Origin of the sequence: Pigmentiphaga sp. CHJ604, from assembly GCF_036972535.1 — a bacterium.
GTDB lineage: Bacteria > Pseudomonadota > Gammaproteobacteria > Burkholderiales > Burkholderiaceae_B > Pigmentiphaga > Pigmentiphaga daeguensis.
In genome coordinates, this window is sequence record NZ_CP136998.1 from 2,316,440 (window position 1) to 2,335,615 (window position 19,176).

General features: G+C 68.8%; 18 protein-coding genes. 13 read left to right on the top strand and 5 right to left on the bottom strand.

Annotated features, from left to right (window positions below):
* Positions 1-10 precede the first annotated feature (10 nt).
* On the top strand, positions 11-1,528 hold the full coding sequence (gene ntrC, locus R4823_RS11190) for a nitrogen regulation protein NR(I) (RefSeq protein WP_132980032.1): 1,518 nt from the start codon (positions 11-13) through the stop codon (positions 1,526-1,528).
* A gap of 32 nt (positions 1,529-1,560) precedes the next feature.
* Here the strand turns inward: ntrC and R4823_RS11195 are convergent, their stop codons facing one another.
* From R4823_RS11195 to R4823_RS11205, 3 genes are read right to left on the bottom strand one after another with little or no spacing between them, the layout of a single operon-like run.
* Complete coding sequence (locus R4823_RS11195) at positions 1,561-2,457, bottom strand: ZIP family metal transporter (protein ID WP_087839471.1); 897 nt, start codon at positions 2,455-2,457, stop codon at positions 1,561-1,563.
* A 7-nt stretch (positions 2,458-2,464) separates the two neighbouring features.
* Entirely contained in the window at positions 2,465-2,797 is a 333-nt protein-coding gene (locus R4823_RS11200) for a Fe-Mn family superoxide dismutase (protein WP_338618665.1), read from the bottom strand.
* A gap of 22 nt (positions 2,798-2,819) precedes the next feature.
* The gene (locus R4823_RS11205) at positions 2,820-3,725 is read right to left on the bottom strand and encodes a LysR family transcriptional regulator (RefSeq protein ID WP_087839472.1); all 906 of its coding nucleotides are present in this window, start codon (positions 3,723-3,725) and stop codon (positions 2,820-2,822) included.
* A gap of 100 nt (positions 3,726-3,825) precedes the next feature.
* Here R4823_RS11205 and R4823_RS11210 point away from each other — a divergent pair, with 100 nt between their 5' ends.
* Genes R4823_RS11210 through R4823_RS11220 form a run of 3 tightly spaced genes read left to right on the top strand, consistent with a single transcriptional unit; the run spans position 3,826 to position 7,079 of the window.
* Positions 3,826-4,569: an SDR family oxidoreductase gene (locus R4823_RS11210; RefSeq protein ID WP_243724564.1), complete on the top strand. Its 744-nt coding sequence runs from the start codon at positions 3,826-3,828 to the stop codon at positions 4,567-4,569.
* A 34-nt stretch (positions 4,570-4,603) separates the two neighbouring features.
* The gene (locus R4823_RS11215) at positions 4,604-5,581 is read left to right on the top strand and encodes a tripartite tricarboxylate transporter substrate binding protein (protein WP_165963208.1); all 978 of its coding nucleotides are present in this window, start codon (positions 4,604-4,606) and stop codon (positions 5,579-5,581) included.
* A 49-nt stretch (positions 5,582-5,630) separates the two neighbouring features.
* Entirely contained in the window at positions 5,631-7,079 is a 1,449-nt protein-coding gene (locus R4823_RS11220) for an NAD-dependent succinate-semialdehyde dehydrogenase (protein ID WP_243724565.1), read from the top strand.
* Here R4823_RS11220 and R4823_RS11225 read toward each other — a convergent pair whose 3' ends face one another.
* A complete protein-coding gene (locus R4823_RS11225) occupies positions 7,080-8,363 on the bottom strand; it encodes an adenosylmethionine--8-amino-7-oxononanoate transaminase (RefSeq protein WP_087839475.1) in 1,284 nt (427 codons plus the stop codon).
* 99 nt (positions 8,364-8,462) lie between these two features.
* Between R4823_RS11225 and R4823_RS11230 the strand changes: the two genes are divergently transcribed.
* The 3 genes from R4823_RS11230 to bioD are packed head-to-tail and all read left to right on the top strand — an operon-like array spanning position 8,463 to position 11,751.
* The gene (locus R4823_RS11230) at positions 8,463-9,665 is read left to right on the top strand and encodes an aminotransferase class I/II-fold pyridoxal phosphate-dependent enzyme (RefSeq protein ID WP_087839476.1); all 1,203 of its coding nucleotides are present in this window, start codon (positions 8,463-8,465) and stop codon (positions 9,663-9,665) included.
* A complete protein-coding gene (locus R4823_RS11235) occupies positions 9,662-10,330 on the top strand; it encodes an alpha/beta hydrolase (protein WP_087839477.1) in 669 nt (222 codons plus the stop codon). Before R4823_RS11230 ends, R4823_RS11235 begins: the two co-directional genes overlap by 4 nt.
* Positions 10,327-11,751, top strand: coding sequence for a dethiobiotin synthase (gene bioD, locus R4823_RS11240; RefSeq protein WP_087839478.1), 1,425 nt, complete (start codon positions 10,327-10,329; stop codon positions 11,749-11,751). Before R4823_RS11235 ends, bioD begins: the two co-directional genes overlap by 4 nt.
* 9 nt (positions 11,752-11,760) lie before the next feature.
* Here the strand turns inward: bioD and R4823_RS11245 are convergent, their stop codons facing one another.
* Positions 11,761-12,675: a LysR family transcriptional regulator gene (locus tag R4823_RS11245; RefSeq protein ID WP_165963209.1), complete on the bottom strand. Its 915-nt coding sequence runs from the start codon at positions 12,673-12,675 to the stop codon at positions 11,761-11,763.
* Positions 12,676-12,925: 250 nt separating this feature from the next.
* Between R4823_RS11245 and R4823_RS11250 the strand changes: the two genes are divergently transcribed.
* The 6 genes from R4823_RS11250 (at position 12,926) to R4823_RS11275 (ending at position 19,171) form a co-directional block, all read left to right on the top strand.
* On the top strand, positions 12,926-13,306 hold the full coding sequence (locus R4823_RS11250; RefSeq protein WP_165963210.1) for a RidA family protein: 381 nt from the start codon (positions 12,926-12,928) through the stop codon (positions 13,304-13,306).
* A 70-nt stretch (positions 13,307-13,376) separates the two neighbouring features.
* On the top strand, positions 13,377-14,384 hold the full coding sequence (locus R4823_RS11255; protein WP_087839480.1) for a tripartite tricarboxylate transporter substrate binding protein: 1,008 nt from the start codon (positions 13,377-13,379) through the stop codon (positions 14,382-14,384).
* Positions 14,385-14,386: 2 nt separating this feature from the next.
* Positions 14,387-16,759: a xanthine dehydrogenase family protein molybdopterin-binding subunit gene (locus R4823_RS11260; protein WP_087839481.1), complete on the top strand. Its 2,373-nt coding sequence runs from the start codon at positions 14,387-14,389 to the stop codon at positions 16,757-16,759.
* Positions 16,756-17,604 carry an FAD binding domain-containing protein gene (locus tag R4823_RS11265; RefSeq protein ID WP_087839482.1) on the top strand — a complete coding sequence of 283 codons (849 nt, stop codon included), beginning with the start codon at positions 16,756-16,758 and terminating at the stop codon, positions 17,602-17,604. The genes R4823_RS11260 and R4823_RS11265 overlap by 4 nt, the downstream gene beginning before the upstream one ends.
* The gene (locus R4823_RS11270) at positions 17,601-18,080 is read left to right on the top strand and encodes a (2Fe-2S)-binding protein (RefSeq protein WP_165963211.1); all 480 of its coding nucleotides are present in this window, start codon (positions 17,601-17,603) and stop codon (positions 18,078-18,080) included. Before R4823_RS11265 ends, R4823_RS11270 begins: the two co-directional genes overlap by 4 nt.
* Complete coding sequence (locus R4823_RS11275) at positions 18,077-19,171, top strand: hypothetical protein (RefSeq protein WP_165963212.1); 1,095 nt, start codon at positions 18,077-18,079, stop codon at positions 19,169-19,171. Before R4823_RS11270 ends, R4823_RS11275 begins: the two co-directional genes overlap by 4 nt.
* The last annotated feature ends 5 nt before the right edge of the window (positions 19,172-19,176 follow it).

Consider the following 19,176-nt stretch of genomic DNA (forward strand, 5'->3'; position numbering starts at 1 on the left):
GAAGGCAGCGATGAAACCGATCTGGATCGTAGATGATGACCGTTCGATCCGCTGGGTGCTCGAAAAAGCCTTGGCCCGCGAGAACCTGCCCAGCCGCAGCTTCGGTACGGCGCGCGAGGCCCTGGACGCCCTGAACGACGACGTGCCGCAGGTGCTGGTGACCGACGTCCGGATGCCCGGCGCCGGCGGCATCGAACTGCTGCAGGCGGTCAAGCGGCGTTTCCCGGCGCTGCCCGTCATCGTCATGACGGCGTATTCGGATCTCGAGAGCGCGGTGTCGGCTTTCCAGGGCGGCGCCTTCGAATACCTGCCCAAGCCCTTCGACGTGGATACCGCGACCGAACTGATCCGGCGCGCCGTCGAGGAAAGCCTGCGCGAGGAGGCCTCGGCCGACGAGACCCTGGTCGGCACGCCCGAGATCCTGGGCCAGGCGCCGGCCATGCAGGAAGTGTTCCGCGCCATCGGCCGCCTGTCGCAGTCGCAGGTCACGGTCATGATCACCGGCGAGTCGGGCAGCGGCAAGGAACTGGTGGCGCGCGCACTGCATCGGCACAGTGCCCGGGCCTCCGGCCCCTTCGTGGCGATCAATACCGCCGCGATTCCGCGCGACCTGCTGGAGTCCGAGCTGTTCGGCCATGAGCGCGGCGCCTTCACCGGCGCGCAGAGCATGCGCCGCGGCCGCTTCGAGCAGGCCGATGGCGGCACGCTGTTCCTGGACGAGATCGGCGACATGCCCGCCGAATTGCAGACGCGCCTGCTGCGCGTGCTGTCGGACGGCAGTTTCTATCGCGTGGGTGGGCACAGCCCGGTGCATGCCAACGTGCGCGTCATCGCGGCCACGCACCAGCCGCTGGAAGAACGCGTCAAGCAGGGCCTGTTCCGCGAGGACCTGTTCCACCGGCTCAATGTGATCCGGCTGCGCCTGCCGCCGCTGCGCGAGCGGGCCGAGGACATCCCGTTGCTGGCCCGCCATTTCCTGGCGCGCAGCGCGCGCGACCTGGGCGTCGAACCCAAGCGCTTCACGCCCGCCGCGCTGGCGGCCTTGTCGCGCTTTCCGTTTCCCGGCAACGTGCGGCAGCTCGAGAACGTCTGCCACTGGCTGACCGTGATGGCGCCGGCGCAGACGGTGGACGTGCAGGACCTGCCGCCCGAGCTCCTGGAGAAGATGCCGGCCGACGGCCATGCCGCGCCGGCGCCGGGGGCCGCCGCCACGGTGCAGGCGCTGACGCCGGAGCGTGGCGTGCTGGCCGCGCCGGGCGCCGAGGCGGCGCGCACCGCCGGTGGCGTTGCCGTGGCCGAACGCCCGAACCCGTGGCTGAGCGGCCTGCAAAGCGACGTCGAGCAACGGCTGCAACGGGGCGAGCCCGACATCATGCAGACCCTGACCCGCCAGTTCGAAAGCATGCTGATCGCGACCGCGCTGCGCGCTACCCGAGGCCGCCGGATCGAGGCGGCGCTCAAGCTGGGCATCGGACGCAACACCATCACGCGCAAGATCCAGGACCTGGGGCTGGACGACGACGATTGAGCCGGCGGCGCTGGCGGCGGCCGGCCGTGCCGTCAGCCCAGCGCCGTGTCCAGCAGCATCATGATGACGAAGCCCACCATCAGTCCGCAGGTGGCATAGACCTCGTGCCCCTTGCGGTGCGACTCGGGGATGATCTCGTGGCTGATCACGAACAGCATCGCCCCGGCCGCGAAGCCCAGTCCCCACGGCAGCAGCATCGCGGAGTAGGAGATGACCGAGGCGCCGATGACGGCCGCGATCGGCTCGACCAGCCCTGTCAGCGCACCCAGCACGAACGCGAAGCCCTTGCTGTAGCCGATGCCCAGCAGCGCGACGGCCACGACCAGCCCTTCGGGCACGTCCTGGATCGAGATGCCCGTGGTGAGCGCCGAGGCGCGCAGCGGATCGGTGCCGGCGAAGGCCACGCCTATGGCCAGGCCCTCGGGCAGGTTGTGCAGGGCGATGGCGAACACGAACATCCACGTGCGGCGCACGGCCAGGGGCGAGTGCTTGCCTTCCACGCCCTTGATGAAGTGCTCGTGGGGCAGGTAGCGTTCCATCGCCAGCAGCAGGGCGGCACCCAGCAGGATGGCCGCGCCCATCATCATCCCCGCGCCCCAGGGGCCGGCACCTTGCAGCCTTGCCGCTTCTATGCCCGGGACCACCAGCGAGAAGGCGCTGGCCGCCAGCATGACGCCCGCACCGAAGCCGAACAGGCTGTCCTGCACGCGGTCGGACAGGCGTTGGGAGAACAGCACGGGCACCGCCCCCAGCGCCGTTGCGCCGGCGGCCATCATGCCGCCTATCAAGGCTTCCAGCACCACCGGGTCGGTGGCCATCCGCACCCACAGTTGCCGCCCCAGCACGGCCAGGCCCAGCAGCGCGATGGCGGCGCCCACGGTCCTGCGCAGCACCTGTCCGGAGGAAGCGGTCCGGTTGGCCGTCGTCATGGAAGCCTCAGCTTTGGACCTGTTGGTAGCGCCGTTCGACTTCATCCCAGTCCACCACGTTGTAGAAGGCGGCGATGTATTCGGGACGCCGGCTCTGGTAGCGCAAGTAGTATGCATGCTCCCACACGTCCAGACCCAGTATCGGGGTGTTACCAGCCATGAGCGGCTGTTCGGGTTGCCCGTGCTTTCCACGGCCACCTTGCCTTGTGGCTTCACGCTCATCCATGCCCAGTCGCTGCCGAAGCGTGCCAGCGCGGCCGGCGTGGCCGCCGACATTGTTGCGGATGGCCGTGCGCAGGGGCTCGGGTGCCAGGCCGATACCGGCCACCAAGGCTTCCACGGAAGAGGCGGCATCCGTCCCATTAACGCTGAGACGTGAGCCGACGCAGGACGTCCAGAAGCTTCACCGCAGGCTGGGGCAATAGCCCGTGGCTTCGCCGATAGACCTGCAATTGGCGGCGCTTGACCACGCCGGCCACCGGTAGCCGGTCTATCCAGCCAGCCTGCCGTTCCGGCTCGTACAGCGGTTCAGCCAGCCATCCGAGGAAGCCGCCGTGCGAAATCAGGCTCTTGTTCGTGATGTTCGAGCGGGTCTTGACGATTACCTCCGGCATGGGCAATCCGGCCTTGGCGAACTCTTTGGACAAGTCCTCGTAGGGGGCGGTCCCTTCGGGCGAGAGTACCCACTTGTAGTCCAGGGTGTCTGCCAGGGTGATGACGTTGTTGGCGCGGAGGGGATGTGACGGGGCCGCGACGATGTAGCTCGCGTCTTCCCAATGGCAATCCGGGATTGCGCAGATATCGGGGCTGGCCGGCATGGAAGCGCCCACGGTAAGGTCGACCTCCCGGTTGACGAGCGCATCGACGAGCACGTCGGCGATTCCTTCGACGATATGCACCTGCAGCTTGGGCCATTGTTCCAGTACCTGGGCGATGGCTTGAGGCAGGATTTGTCCGACCGCGCTGGCGATCGCACCGACGCGGATCGTACCGCGCGCCAGGCCGCGCAGTTCGTCGATTTCTTCGGTAGCGGCCTCGGCTTCTTTCTGGATCAACGCGGCGCGGGGCAGCAGGGTCTCGCCCGCGGCGGTCAGCTTCATGCCGGTCAGGTAGCGCTCGAACAGCGGCATGCCGATCTGCTCTTCCAGCTTGCGTATGGTCCGGCTCAGGGCCGGCTGGGTGATGTTGAGTTTCTGGGCTGCGCGCCCCAGAGTGCCGTACTGGGCAACCGCAAGAAAGGCATCGAGGGGGCGGATGTGGATGGTCATGCCGAAACTTAATGGCGCCCACCGGAAAAAGCAATATTCAGTGCCGCTCTGCCTTACGCATACTTCGCGCATCGTAAACGAGGAGCCAGGAGCGCAAGCAGTGAGGAGCATCATCGTTACAGGAGCCGCCAGAGGCATAGGGCTGGCGTTCGCACGACGTTTCGCGGCCGACGGGTTCGACGTCGCCATTCTCGATAGCACGGGCGCCGAGCAAGCCGCGGCATCTATGGCGCGCGAGGGACTGAGCGCTACCGGCTATTCCGGCGACGTGACGGAGGAGGCGGATTGGATGCGCATCGTCGAAGACCTGTCCGCGAAAGGGAATGCGCTCTACGGACTGGTCAACAACGCGGCGATGTTCGCGAGCCTGCCCATGCAGCCGTTCACGCAGATTTCCAAGGAAGACTGGATGCAGGTCATGGCGGTCAATACCGCGGGTCCGTTCCTGGGCATCAAGGCATGTTCGCCAGCCATGCGAGCGGGCGGCGGTGGGCGTGTGGTGAACATCGCGTCCACCTCGCCCTTGAAGGGCGTGACCGGGATGCCTCACTACGTGGCCAGCAAGGGCGCGGTGATCGCGCTTACGCGAAGCCTGGCCAGGGAACTGGGCCCAGCGGGCATCACGGTCAATGCGATCGCCCCGGGATTCACGCTGTCGGACGGCATCCTCACGAACAAGGAGCATGTCGATCAGTTCCGCGACGTGGGCAAGAGCGCGCGGGCGTTGAAGCGGGACCAAATGCCGGAAGACCTGGTCGGCGCGGCTTCGTTCCTGCTGGGGCCCGATGCGGCATTCATGACGGGTCAGACGCTCGTCGTCGATGGTGGAGCCATTTTCGTCTGATCACAAAAACCATCAGAAACCTGGAGTCGAGACCATGAAAAAAACAATCACGGCCGCTGCCGCGGCATTCATGCTAGCGAACACGCCGGCCTTTGGCCAGGCGTCGAAATATCCTGCCAAGCCGGTCCGCATCGTGTCGGCGTTTTCCACCGGATCGGGGGCCGACGCGATGTTGCGCATCGTGGCCGATCGCCTGTCCAAGGCATGGGGCCAGGCCGTCGTCGTCGAGAACAAGCCAGGGGGCACGGGTTTCATCGCGGCCGCCGACGTCATGCGCTCGCCAGCCGACGGCTATACGCTCTTCCACGCGGATGGCCTCAACTTCACCGCGGTGCCGCATCTCTACAAGAAGATACCCTACGACGCCCAGAAGGATTTCGTGCCGGTGATTCCTTTGCATCACAGCAACTTTTTCATCGCCGTGTCGTCGCAGTCGAAATGGAACAGCGCCGGCGATCTGCTGGCAGCGGCGAAGGCAGCCCCCGGCAGGGTGACATACGGCTCCTGGCAAATCGGGAGTGTGGCGCATTTGGCGGGTGCGGCATTGGAGACCGCCTCGGGCACCCATATGACGCATGTTCCGTTCAAGGACGTAGGCCAGCTGTATGCCTCGGTAGCCAACGGCGACGTCGATTGGGCGTTCGGGACGCCGGGCAGTGCCGGTCCTTTGCAGCAGGCAGGCAAGCTCAAGTTCATCGGCTGGGCCGGCACGGAGCGTCTTGCCACCTATCCGGACGTGCCGCTGGTTGGTGAAAGCGGCGGGCCGGCGGGGTTCCAGGTGTCGGGATGGGTGGGGCTGTTTGCGCCGGCAGGTACGCCCAAGACGCTGGTCGATCAGGTCAACAAGGATGTGACCGCCCTCTACAGCCAGGCGGACATTCCGCCGAAGATGATCCAGTTCGGCTACATGCCGCTGCTGATCAAACCTCAGGAAGTCTCGGCGCTGATCCGCAAGGAGTCCGAGGCTTACGCGAAGATCGTGAAGGAAAACAACCTGACGCTGGACCAGTAGGCGCGGTCGTGTCCGGACCGACCGTCGGGAAATCTTTGAGGATGGAATCTTGAAACTGGGAAATACCGATACATACCGGCAGCCGGAACTGCTGATCGGGGGCGATCCCCGGGGGCTCGATGGCCGGGATGCCATGCCGGTCGTGAATCCGGCGACCGGCGGTGCGCTGTGTCTGCTTCCGCTGGCAAGCCGGCAGGACCTGGACGATGCGCTTGAAGCCGCGCAAAGGAGCTTCACGGAATGGAGGCGGGTGGCGCCGGTCGATCGGGGGCGGATCCTGCGCCGGGCGGCCGACCTGATGCGCGGCAGCGTCGAGCGGATTGCCCGGCTGATCACCCTGGAGGTCGGCAAACCCATTGCCGAGTCCCGCCAGGAGGCGGCGCTGGCCGCGGAGACGCTCGACTGGTTCGCGGAAGAGGGGCGCCGCGCGTATGGGCGGATACTGCCATCGGGACTGGGCAAGACCCAGTTCATGGTGGTCAAGGAGCCGGTGGGGCCCGTGGCGGCATTCGCGCCCTGGAATTTTCCAACGGTCAACGCGGCCCGCAAGATAGGTTCGGCGCTGGCGGCTGGGTGCCCCTGCATTCTGAAGCCAGCGGAAGAGGCACCCGCGGCGGCGCTGGAAGTGGCCAGGGCACTGCTGGAGGCCGGCCTGCCGCGCGGAGTCCTGTCTGTCGTGTTCGGCGTGCCAGCGGAGGTTTCCGAGCATCTTCTGGCATCGCCGATCATACGGAAGGTGTCCTTCACCGGATCCATTCCCGTCGGGCAACATCTGATGAAACTCGCCGCGGCCTCCGGCAAGCGGACCACCATGGAGCTGGGCGGACATGCGCCGGTGCTTGTGTTCGGCGATGCCGATGTCGAGCAAGCGCTGGATTTGGCCGTTGCCTCGAAATACCGGAATGCCGGCCAGGTGTGTGTAAGTCCGACACGTTTTTATATCCACGAAAGCATCCATGAACGCTTTGTCCAGGGTTTCGAGCAGCGGGTGCGGACCATTTCGGTAGGCGACGGGCTGGCCGAAAGTACCCGCATGGGGCCGCTAGCGCACGATAGGCGCAGGGCTCCCCTGGAAAGCCTGATCGAAAATGCGCTGGGCGGCGGCGGCCGCCTCGTCAGCGGTGGCAAGGCCATCGAGTCGGGTGGTTATTTCTTCGAGCCGACGGTACTCGCCGACGTGCCGGAGTCCGCCAGGGTGATGAACGAAGAGCCTTTCGGCCCCCTGGCGCTGTTGAACGCCTTCACGTCGACGGACGAGGCGATCGCACGGGCGAACCGGCTGCCATTCGGCCTGGCAGCATACGCCTTCACCCGCTCGACGGACGTGGTGAGGCGGGTATCCCAGGAGGTCGAGGCCGGCATGCTGGGTATCAATTCCTTCATGATCTCGGTTCCCGATGCGCCATTTCTGGGAATCAAGGAAAGCGGCCATGGTGCTGAGAATGGCATCGAGGGGCTCGAAGCCTGCCTGGTGACCAAGCTGGTTTCCGTGGCTTGATCAGGATGCGGGTGCGTGCATGCCCCGCACGATGCCCACCACCGCGGCGACCAGGAAATCCAGGTCGTCCCGGCCTATGGTGAAGGCCGGCGTCAGGTAGACGATGTTGCCGAAGGGCCGTACCCAGACGCCGGCGTCGACCAGCCTGGCACGCAGGGCGTCGCGGTCGAACGGTCCGGCCAGCTCGACCGCGGCGATGGCGCCCAGCACGCGGACGTCGCGCACCCACGGCAGGTCGCGGCAGGGAGCGAGGCCGGCTTCCAGCGCGCGGGACAGGGCCGCCACCTGTTCCAGCCGCGGTTCGCGTTCGAACAGGTCCAGCGAGGCGTTGGCGGCGGCGCAGGCCAGGGCGTTGCCCATGAAGGTGGGGCCGTGCATCAGGGCGTGGCCGGGATCGTCGGACCAGAAGCCGTCGAACACGCGTTGGCTGGCCACGGTGGCGGCAAGCGGCAGGGTGCCGCCGGTCAGGGCCTTGGACAGCGTGATGATGTCGGGCCGCGCATCGGCCTGCTCGAACGCGAACATCGTGCCGGTGCGGCCGAAGCCGGTGAAGATCTCGTCGTAGATCAGCAGCAGGCCGTGGCGGTCCGCCAGCGCGCGCAGGCGGGCCAGCACTTGCGGCGGGTGCATCAGCATGCCGCCTGCGCCCTGGACCAGCGGTTCGACCAGGATGCCGGCCAGTTCGTGGGCGTGCCGGCGCAGCAGCGCGTCCAGCTCGGCTTCCGAGGCGTCGTCGCGCGGCAGCGGGGCGATCACGTGTTGGGTCAGGAGGCCGTGGAACAGGCTGTGCATGCCGTCTTCCGGATCGCAGACCGCCATCGTGCCGAAGGTGTCGCCGTGGTAGCCGCCGCGGAAGGCCAGGAAGCGCGAGCGCTGGCGCTCACCCTGGTTGAGCCAGAACTGCACGGCCATCTTCATCGCCACCTCGACCGCCACGGAGCCCGAGTCGGTGTAGAACACGCGGTCGAAACCCGGGCCCAGCAGCGCGCACAGGCGCTGCGCCAGCCGCGCGGCGGGCTCGTGCGTCAGCCCGCCGAACATCACGTGGGGCATCGCATCGAGCTGGCCGCGCACGGCCCGGGCGATGGCGGGATGGTTGTAGCCATGGCAGGCGGTCCACCACGAGGCCACGCCATCCACCAGGCTGCGGCCGTCGGCCAGTTCGATGCGGCTGCCGTGGGTACGGACCACGGGCAGCGGCGGCGCGGCGGTCTTCATCTGGGCATAGGGCAGCCAGACGTGGCGGGCGCCGTCGGCGACCCAGGCGGATGGGGGTGTGCGCATGTTCGTCCTGCGCCGGCCGCGGCGCCAGGCCGGGCCGGTCGTTCCTCTACAATGACATGCATTCTACGGTGCGGGCGTCCCCAGGCGCATCGCCGGACCATGTCTATATTCGATTCCCTGTTCGCCCAAGAGCTCGACCGCGCGGTCCAGCGCCAGACGCGGCGCCGTTTGCGCACCACCGCCGCGCCGCGCGGCGGGCGCGTGACGTTCGAAGGCCGCGACGTCGTCGATTTCTCCAGCAACGATTATCTGGGCCTGGCCGGCCACCCCTTGCTGGCCGAACGCGTGGCCGAATGGACCGCGCGCCATGGCGCAGGCGCGCGCGCCTCGCGCCTGGTGTCGGGCAACCTCGACCTGCACCTGGCCGTCGAGGCCAAGCTGGCCCGTTTCAAGGGCACCGAGGCGGCGCTGCTGTTCGCCTCGGGCTGGCAGGCCAACGCCGCCGTGCTGCCGGCCTTGCTGCGCCTGCCGGGCCAGGGCGACCCGCTGGTGTTCTGCGACCGGCTGAACCATGCCAGCCTGCACCACGGCTGCCAGGCCGCCGGCGTGCGGCAGATACGTTTCCGGCACAACGATCTCGATCACCTCGATGCACTGCTGGCCGAGCGGGCCGGCCAGCCCGGCCCGCGCCTGATCGTGACGGAAAGCGTGTTCAGCATGGATGGCGACCGTACCGACGTGGCGGCGCTGTGTCGGGTGGCCGAACGCCACGGCGCCTTCGTCTACCTGGACGAGGCCCACGCGACCGGCGTGCTGGGGCCGCGGGGGGCCGGGCTGGCAAGCCTGGGCGACGGCAGGGTCGATCTGGCCATGGGCACCTTCAGCAAGGCCATGGGCGGTTTCGGGGCCTACGTGGCGGGATCGCGGCAATTGTGCGACTACCTCGTGAACACCTGCTCGGGGTTCATCTACACCACCGCCTTGCCGCCGCCCGTGCTGGCCGCCATCGATGCCGCGCTCGATCTGGTGCCCGGCATGGAAAGGGAAAGGCAGCGGTTGGCGGGGCTGGGCGACGGACTGCGGCGGGCGCTGGCGGACCAGGGCCTGGAGACGGGCGCTTCGTCGACGCAGATCGTGCCCGCCGTCGTGGGTGAAGCGGGCGCGGCGCTGGCCCTGAGCGACGGCCTGCGCGAGCGCGGCCTGCTGGCGGTGGCGATCCGTCCGCCCACGGTGCCGGCGGGCACGAGCCGGCTGCGGATCGCGCTCAGCGCCGCGCATGATGAAGAGGACGTGGGGCGGCTGGTCCGCGCCATCGCCGACCTGCGCACGCAAGCCGCGAGCGCGAGCGGAGGCCGGTCATGACCGGCGGCGCGCGCCTGCCGCTGGTGTTCCTGCATGGCTGGGGATTCGATGCCTCGACCTGGGCGCCCATGCGCGCCCACCTGGACGGCTGGGAGGTCCATGCCGACGACGCAGGCTATTTCGGGCCAGCCGTGGCCGCCGAACGCCCGGCCGCCTACGTGGCCGTGGGGCATTCGCTGGGCGCCATGCGCGGCCTGGAAGACGAGGGCGGTGGTTGCCGCGGCTTCGTCCTGATCAACGGCTTTGCGCGTTTCGCGGCCTCCGACGATTTTCCCGCGGGAGTCGCCCCCAGGGTGCTGGACCGCATGCTGGCCCGTCTGGCGGCCGATCCCGTCGCCGTGGTGGGCGAGTTCCGCCGGCGCTGCGGTGCCGATGGCGCCGTCGATGCGGCTAAGCTGGACGAGGCCGCCCTGGCCGCCGGCCTGCGCTACCTGCGTGAAGGCGATGCGCGCGCGGCCTGGGCCGGCCGGCGCGTCCCGGCCTGCGTCCTGGCGGGCGACGCCGATGCGGTCGTCACGCCGGCGCTCACGGCCGCCTCGTTCGGGGACCGGGTCTCGTGGTGCGCCGGCGGCGGGCATTTGCTGCCCCTGACGCATCCCGAGTGGTGTGCCGGCCAGGTCCGCGCGTTCGCGAGTGAACTGGCAAGCGCCGTGGACCACGCATGACGGGGCCGGTCCATGGGCGAGCGGTGGCGCGCCGCTTCGGCGATGCGGCGGGACGCTACGAACGGCACGCGGGCTTGCAGCGCGACGTGGCCGAAGAACTGGCCGCGCGCATCGCCCGCCTGCCGCTGCCGGAGCGCCCGCGCATCCTGGAGATAGGTTGCGGCACGGGATTCCTGGCCCAGGCCCTGGCGCGCCGGCTGGGGCCGGCATGCTGGACGCTGACGGACGTCTCGCCCGCCATGCTGGAGACCGCACGGCGGCGCCTGGCACTGCCCGGCACATGCCGTTTCGCGGTCATGGACGGCGAGCATCCCGATACGGGACTGGGCGAATTCGACCTGATCTGCTCCAGCATGGCGGTGCAATGGTTCGGCGACCTGGACGCGGGGCTGGCGCGGCTGGGCGGCCTGCTGGCCCAGGGCGGCTGGATGGCGGTGGCCACGCTGGCCGACGGTACCTTCGCCGAGTGGCGCGCGGCGCATGCGGACCATGGGATGGATGCCGCGGTCCGCGACTATCCCCGTCCGGCGGACATCGGCGCCGCGCTGCCCGGCCTGCGCCGTTTCATGCAGGCCGAAAGACGGGTGCAGCCGCATCGCGACGGCATGGCGTTCCTGCGCGGGCTCAAGGCGATAGGCGCGGATGCGCCCGCGCCGGGCCGCCGTCCGCTGCCGCCCGCGATGTTCAAGCAGATACTGCGCAGTTTCGACACACGGGGGGCAAGCGTGACCTACCATCTGGCCTACGGCACCTGGAACAAGAGCGACGCGCCGCGCGGCGTATTCGTGACCGGCACCGACACCGGCATCGGCAAGACGCTGGTGTCGGCGGTGCTGGCGCACGCCTGGCAGGCCGACTACTGGAAGCCTCTGCAAACCGGCGTGGCGACGGAGCCCGACGACACCGGCACGGTGGCACGGCTGGCCGATCTTCCGCCCGAGCGCATCCACGCGCCCCACGCGGTGCTGCAGGCGCCGCTGTCGCCCTGGGCGGCCGCGCGCGAGGAAGGCGTGACCCTGGACATGGCCGGCATCGAGCTGCCCGACACGCGCGCGCCGCTGGTCGTGGAGGGCGCCGGCGGGCTGCTGGTTCCCATCGACGACCGCGCCACCATGATCGACCTGATCGTCCGCCTGGGGCTGCCGGTGGTGCTCGTGGCGCGCAGCACGCTGGGCACGCTCAATCACACGCTGCTGTCGCTGGAGGCGCTGCGCGCGCGCGGTATCCCGGTGGCGGGCGTGGTGATGAGCGGAGAGCCCTCGGCCGGCAACCGGCTCGGCATCGAGCAGTTCGGCAAGGTGCGCGTGTTGGCCGAAATCCCGCATCTGCCCAGGGTCGATGCCGACGCGGTGGTGGCCCTGGCGCGCGGCATCGAGCCGCTGGACCGGGTGCTGCGGGCGGCCGGAACCGCGCGCGCCTGAAACCGGCCCTCAGCGCCTGCCGGCGTCCTGGCCGTACAGCATGCGCACGTGCTTGCGCATGTGCTGGAGATAGGCGCTGACCGCCTGCGGCAGGCGCCGGCGGCCCAGCACGCAGACGTCCACGCAGGTCTTGCCCAGGATGGGATGCGACAGCGGGATGCTGACCAGGTCGCCCGCATCCAGTTCATGATGGATGGACATGTGCGACAGGATGGTGATGCCGCCCTGGTTGCGCGCGTAATTCTTCATGGCGGCGATGGAGTTGGTCACCATGGCGGGTGCCACCCGCAGGCGTTCGCCCGCGCAGATGGAGTCGATCAGCCGGCGTATGCCGAAGTCCGAGGCAGGCAGCGCCGTGCGGTGGTTCATCATCTCGCGCAGCGAGATCGCCTTGCGGCGCGCCAGTTCGTGCGTGGGCGCCATCACCGCCTCCAGCGGCGCCGAAATGCGCAGCGCGCATTCGATGGCGTCGTGCGGCGTGGGGGTGAACGCCAGGCCAAGGTCGGCGTCGCCGCTGGTGACCGCGGCCAGCGTGGTCTCGGTGCCGGCCACGACGATCTCGAAGGTCACGCCGGGATAGCGCTGCTGGAACCCGGCCACGGTCTGGGTCACGAACTCGATCTGGCCTTCGGTGGAATACAGCTTCACGTGGCCGTTGCGCAATCCCTTCAGCGCCTCGAGCTCGGCCAGCATGCGCCGCTGGCCGTGCAGCACTTCCTCGGCATAGTGCAGGCAGACCTCGCCCGCGGGCGTCAGCACGACGCCGCGGCTGGACCGGTCCAGCAGCTTGATGCCCAGTTCGCCTTCCAGGCGCTTGATGTGCTTGCTCAGGGCCGATGGCGCGATGTCGAGCCGCTCCGACGCTCGCCGTATGCCCTTGCATACCGCGACTTCATAGAAGCTGGCCAGGTCAGCCGGATTCATGCAGGTTCCCCATGTCGGTGCCGTGCACCGGCCTCGTGCGACCGGTGTCCAAGGATGTAGCGTCGCATGCCCTGGTCTCGTGCGGGTGTTCTCGTATCGAGAACATGGTGTGCGTGTCCCTTGTCTTGTTGGGGGGAAGGGATCTCCCGATAATTTTTTTGCCGCCGAGCCGCCCGGCAAGACCGGCGCCAACGTGGCGCAGCAGCCGGGCGGTTCGTCCGTTTCCCGCCAGTCATTATCGAGGCCCCTCATGTCCACAAGCAAGATTTTCATGTCCGACGCCGTCGCCAAACCCAAGGCGCCGCTCTCGCACGCGGTCGTCGCCGGAGACTTCGTCTTCGTCTCGGGCACCACGCCCTTCGACGCCAATCGCGAGCTGGCGCCGACCTTCTCCGAGCAGATGCACCAGGTGATGAAGAACCTCAGGCAGATCCTGGGCGAATGCGACAGCTCGCTCGACAAGGTGGTCAAGGCCAACGTGATCCTGACCGACATCAGCCGCTTCAACGAGATGAACGAGATTTATCGCGGCTATTTCCAGGAAGGCAAGTTTCCCGCCCGCACCACCATCGAGGCACCCCTGGCGATCGCCGGGATGATGCTGGAGATCGAGGTCGTGGCGACCCGCTAGGCCGGCTGGCGGCGCACGGCTCCCGCGCGCCGCCGATGCTTCTTTCCCTTTTTCGCTCAAGGTATCGAACATGAAGATGTCGTTGAGTTCGTCGCTTTTCGCGCGGCGCGCCACCGGTGCCGTGCTTGCCTGCGCCGCCGCGGTCTGTGCCGCCACTGCCACGGCGGCCGACACCTATCCCAGCCGTCCCATCAAGATCATCGTGCCTTTCGCCGCCGGCGGCGGCAGCGACGTGACTGCGCGGCTGATCGGCAGGAAGCTGCAGGAGGCCTATGGCCAGGCCGTCGTCGTCGAGAACCAGCCGGGCGCCAGCACCCAGATCGCGACCCGCAACGTGATCCGGTCGGCGCCCGACGGCTACACGCTGCTGCTGGCGACCACCTCGGTCGTCAACAACACGCACCTGTATCCCAAGCTCGACTACGACGCCATGAAAGAGCTGGTGCCGGTGGTGGGCATCGTCGACGTGCCGCCGTTCCTGGCCGTGGGGCCCGGCATCAAGGCGACCAACGTCAAGGACTTCATCGCCGAGATCAAGGCCAAGGCCGCCACCGAGAAAGGCGTGACCTTCGGCTCGGCCGGCCCCGGCAGCACGCTGCACCTGGCTTCCGAATGGCTGGTCAAGCAGCTCGGCATCAAGGCCGTGCATTCGCCCTACAAGGGCAGCGGCCCGGCATCGGTGGCGCTGGCCCAGGGCGACATCGACTTCAGCTTCGACAACATCCCGCCGCTGCGTCCCATGGTGGATGCGGGCAAGGTGCGACTGTTGATGGTGGGCGCGCGCAACCGCTTCCCGAGCACGCCGGCGCTGCCGACCCTGAAGGAATCGGGACTGCCCGACGAGGAACTGTCGAGCTGGTTCATCCTGATGGCCCCGGCGCAGACCCCGCCCGCCGTGGTGGCGTCCATCAACAGCGAAGTGAACAAGATCCTGAAGAAGCCGGACGTGCGCAGTTCGCTGATCGACCTGGGGCTTGCGCCCATGGACACCTCGGTGGACGATCTGAAGAAGCGCATGCGCAATGACTTCAACATGTGGGGCGGCATCATCAAGGATGCCAAGGTGACGCTGGAGTGAGCATGGGGGAAAGCAAGGTCGACGGTGGCTACGCCCATATCGGGCGGCCGCTGGTCCGGGTGGAGGACGCCCGCCACCTAGCCGGCGGCGGCGCCTTCGTGGCGGACATCCAGGCGCCGGGATGCCTGGAAGTGGCGTTCTGCCGCAGCCTGGTGGCCCATGGCCGCCTGAAGGGCGTGACACTGCCGCCGGAACTGCCGGCCGGCACGTTCTGGACCGCGGCCGACATCGCCGGCCTGGCCTTGCCCATCTACTGCGCGTTGCTGCGCCCGGAGTTCAACGGCGCGCCGTATCCGCTGCTGGCCGACGGCAAGGTGCGTTTCGCCGGCGAGCCCGTGGTCCTGGCGCTGGGCGCGACCCGGGCCGAGGCCGAGGAACGCGCCGAGCAGGTGCAACTGGACATCGAGCCGCTGGCCGCGGTGGTCGATGCCTGGGACGAGGTCGAACATCCGGGCGTGCCGCTGCACGACCACCTGGACTCCAACCTGGTCATGCGCATCGGCCGCGCGCTGGGCGATGCGCAGGCCATCATCGACGACCCCGCCGCGCGAGGCCTGCGCCAGGTCACGCGCCGCCTGTCCATGGGGCGGGTGCTGGCCAGCCCGCTGGAATGCCGGGGCTGCCTGGCCTATCCGGATCCGGCCGGCGGCGTGGTCGTGCACGTGTCCAGCCAACGCCCGCACTTGATCCGCACCTTCCTGGCCGAACAGATTCCGGGCCTGACCGAAGCCGACATCCGCGTGGTCGTGCCGGACGTGGGCGGCGGCTTCGGCTCCAAGAGCAATCTGTATCCCGAGGAAGTCCTGGTGACGGCGCTGGCCTGGAAGCTGCGGCGGCCGGTGCGCTGGATCGAGGACCGCTACGAGCATTTCGTCGCCAGCAACCACAGCCGCCAGCACGAGCAGCGCATCACCGCCTATTTCGACGACACGGGCAGGATCCACGCGCTGGACGCGCTGGTGGTGGTGGATGCCGGCGCCTATTCGGCCAAGACCTCCACCGGCGCCATCGAGGCCAACATGGCCACCAACGTCATGCTCGGGCCCTACGACATCCGCAACTATCGTTTCGAGGCCGTCAGCATCCATACCAACAAGAGCCCCCTGGGGCCTTATCGCGGCGTGGGCCGGCCGGGCGGCTGCTTCGCGATGGAGCGCATCATCGAGGAGGTTGCCCGCGAACTGGGCGCCGACCCGCTGGACGTGCGCCGGGCCAACCTGATCTCGCCGGCGCAGATGCCCTACGTGTCGGCCACCGGGCTGGCCTACGACTCGGGCAACTACCGAGAGGTCGTCGATGCCGCCGGGCGCTTCGTGGCCGAGAACTGGTCCGCCGCACGGCAGGCCGATGACGGCGGCCGGGTGGGCGTGGGCTATGCGATGCTGGTCGAGCAGGCCGCGCACGGCGCCGAGGAATGGCGCCGCCGGGGCTCGCCGCTGATCTACGGCCACGAGTCGGCGCGGGCCACGCTGAACATGGACGGCACGCTGGTCATCGAGGTCGGCACGCTGTCGCACGGGCAGGGGCATTTCACCAGCCTGGCGCAGATCGCGGCCGAGATCACCACGCTGCCGGTCTCGGCGATACGCATACGCCAGGGCGATACGTCGGCGGCGCCCTACGGTCTGGGCTCGGTCGCCTCGCGGTCCATCGTGATGGCGGGCGGGGCGGTGGCCATGGCCTGCCGCGACATCGTCGGCAAGGCGCGCGCCATCCACGCCGTGCTGCACGAGACGGACGACGCGCAGATCGAGGTGCGCGACGGCGCCTGCGTTTCGCCGCAAGGCACGACGTCCTTCGGAGATCTGGCGCGCGTCGCCTACGTGGGCGTGAGCAAGCTGCCGCGCTCCATTTCCCCCGGCTTCTCGTTCCAGGCCGATTATCGGCCCAGCGTTGAGACCGGAACGTTTTCCTACACGCTGCACGCCGCGCGCGTCAGCGTCGACCCGGACACCGGTTTCGTCAGGATCCTGGACTACCTGGTGGTGGAAGACTGCGGCACGGTCGTCAATCCCCTGATCCTGGACGGCCAGATACGCGGCGGCGTCGCGCAAGGCATCGGCCAGGCCCTGTATGAAGAAATGATCTATGACAGCAACGGCCAGCCGCAGACCGTGACCTTCGGCGACTACGCCGTGCCCAGCGCGGTCGAGGTCCCGCCCATCTCCATCCTGCACTTCAGCACGCCGTCGCCCCATTCCGAGTTCGGCATGAAGGGCATGGGAGAAGGGGGGGCCGTGGCGCCGCCGGCGGCCATCGCCAATGCCGTGCGCGACGCGCTGGCGGACCTGGGCGTGGACGTGTGCCGCACGCCCATCACGCCCGACTACCTGCTGCGCCAACTGCACGAAGCCGGGCGGGGAGGCACGCGATGAAGCTGCCGCCTTTCGCGCTGCATGTGCCGCGCACGCTGGACGAAGCGCTGGCGCTGCGCGCCGCCCTGGGCAGCGATGCCAAGGTCCTGGCCGGCGGGCAGAGCCTGCTGCCCATGATGCGCTACCGCATGCTGCGCCCCTACGCGCTGATCGACATCACCCGGGTGGCGTCGCTGGCGAACCTGGACACCGCGCCGGCCGTGCGCATGGGCGCGGCCGTCACCCATGCCGACGTCGAACGGTGTACGCAGGCCGGGGCGCTGTTCGACCTGCTGCGCGCGCATGCCGCCGAGATCGCCTTCCTGCCGGTGCGTGGCCGGGGCACCGTGGTCGGCAGCCTGGTCCACGCCGATCCGGCGGGGGACTGGCCGCTGCTGCTGACCGCGCTCGATGCCTCGGTGGAACTGGCCAGCCTGCGGGGGCGGCGTGTCGTCGCCCTGCGCGATTTCATCCGCGGCGCCATGGACAGCGACGTGCAGGTGGACGAGATCGCGCTGGCGGCCACGCTGCCCGAGCGGGCATCGGGCCTGGTCCGATGGGGCCGGTGCAAGCTCATGCACCGGGCGGGCGAATTCGCCTCGGCCAGCGCACTGGCCCTGCAAGGCGCCGATGGCCAGTGGGCATGCTGGCTGGGCGCGATCGATCCTGGTCCGCTGGCCCTGCCGGCCACGGCGGCGCGCCTGGCGGCAGCCGGAGGCCCGACACCCGCCAGGCGCGACGTCGCGGCCTCGGCCCTGGACGAAATCCTGGCCGCCCGGCCGCACATCGATCCGCTGGCGGCATCCCGTCACGCGCAGGCGATGGCCCGGGCGGTCGAACAGGCATGGCAAGGAGTCGCCGCATGAAGATCACATTGACCGTGAACGGCCGCGAAACCGGACTCGACGTCGAACCCTCCGCGATACTGGCCGACGTGCTGCGCGAGCAGTGCCGGCAGACCTCCGTGCACCTGGGCTGCGAGCATGGCGTGTGCGGCGCCTGCAACGTCATCGTCGATGGCCAGGTGGTGCGTGCCTGCCTGACGCTGGCGGGTTCGGTGGACGGCTGCTCGGTGACCACGCTGGAAGGCCTGTGCGATGCCACGGCCGACCGGCTGCGCCGGGCCTTCGGCGAACACCACGCCCTGCAATGCGGCTTCTGCACGCCGGGCATGGTCGTGAGCGGATACGACATCGTGCGCCGTGGCCAGTTGCGCGACGAACCGGCGATCCGCCAGTGCCTGTCCGGCAACATCTGCCGCTGCACGGGCTACCACGGCATCGTCGCGGCCGTCGTCGAAGTCGCCAACGAAGAACGACCCATCACCGAGGTGCAAGCGTGAAATCCTTCAATCCCTACGGCATCGTCGGCGCGGCCATCGTGCCGCACGCGCCGCAATTCCTGTCCCTGCCCGAGACCGAGGACCTTGAACAGGTCGCCCGCGTGCGCCGCTCGCTGGAAACCATAGGCGAGCGGCTGCGGGCGCTCGCGCCCGATTGCATCGTCATGGTGTCCAACGACCATGGCGACCACTTCGTCACCCATGGCGTGCCGCCGTTCTGCGTGCACGTGGCCGACCAGGCCGACGGCATGCACAAGCATCGCGGCATGTGGGCCATCGACGGCGCCACCGGCTACGCCCTGGTCCCCGAAATGGAGCGGGCCGGCTTCGACCTGGCCTTCACCATGAACGCCAAGCTGCAGACGGCCTTCACCATACCCTACGAGTTCATGGGCTTCGGGCGCGACGTGCCGCTGGTGGCCCTGTTCGTCAACGCCTACGTGCCGCCCCAGCCCAGCGGGCGCCGCTGCTACGCCTTCGGCGCCGCCCTGCAGACCGCCTTGCAGCGCCTGGGCAAGCGGGCGCTGCTGATCGCCAGCGGCGGACTGTCCCACTATCCGGGCACGGTGCACTATCCGCATCCCGACCTGGAGACGGACCAGCGCATCTTCGCCGAAATCCAGGCGGGACATCTGACGCACCTGCTCAGCTACGACGACTGGGAGCTGGACCGCACCGGCAACGTCGAGCTGCGCGCGCCGCTGATCCTGGCCGGGGCGCTGGGCGAGAACCGGCCGCCGTTCACGGCGCTGCTGGAGCCGTCGTGGCACCACATCTATGCCTCGGCCGGCTGGGACCTGACCGAGCCGGCGCCGGCGCGCGATCCGCTGCGCTATCCGGCCATGCCGCCGGAACGGGCCAGGCTGGCCGAGGCGGTGCTGGCCCTGCGCACGCGGGCCGAGGCGGCGGAACGCTTCCTGGACGACCCCGCGGCCTTCTGCCGGCCCTTCCTCCTGGCGGACGACGAACGCCAGGCGCTGTGCGCCATGCAATGGGATGTCCTGCGCGACCGCTTCGGCATCCACGCCTTGCTGACCTCCGGCGCGGCCATGCAGATCGGCCTGGCCGCCAAGCGCCGACAGGCCGGATAGAGATT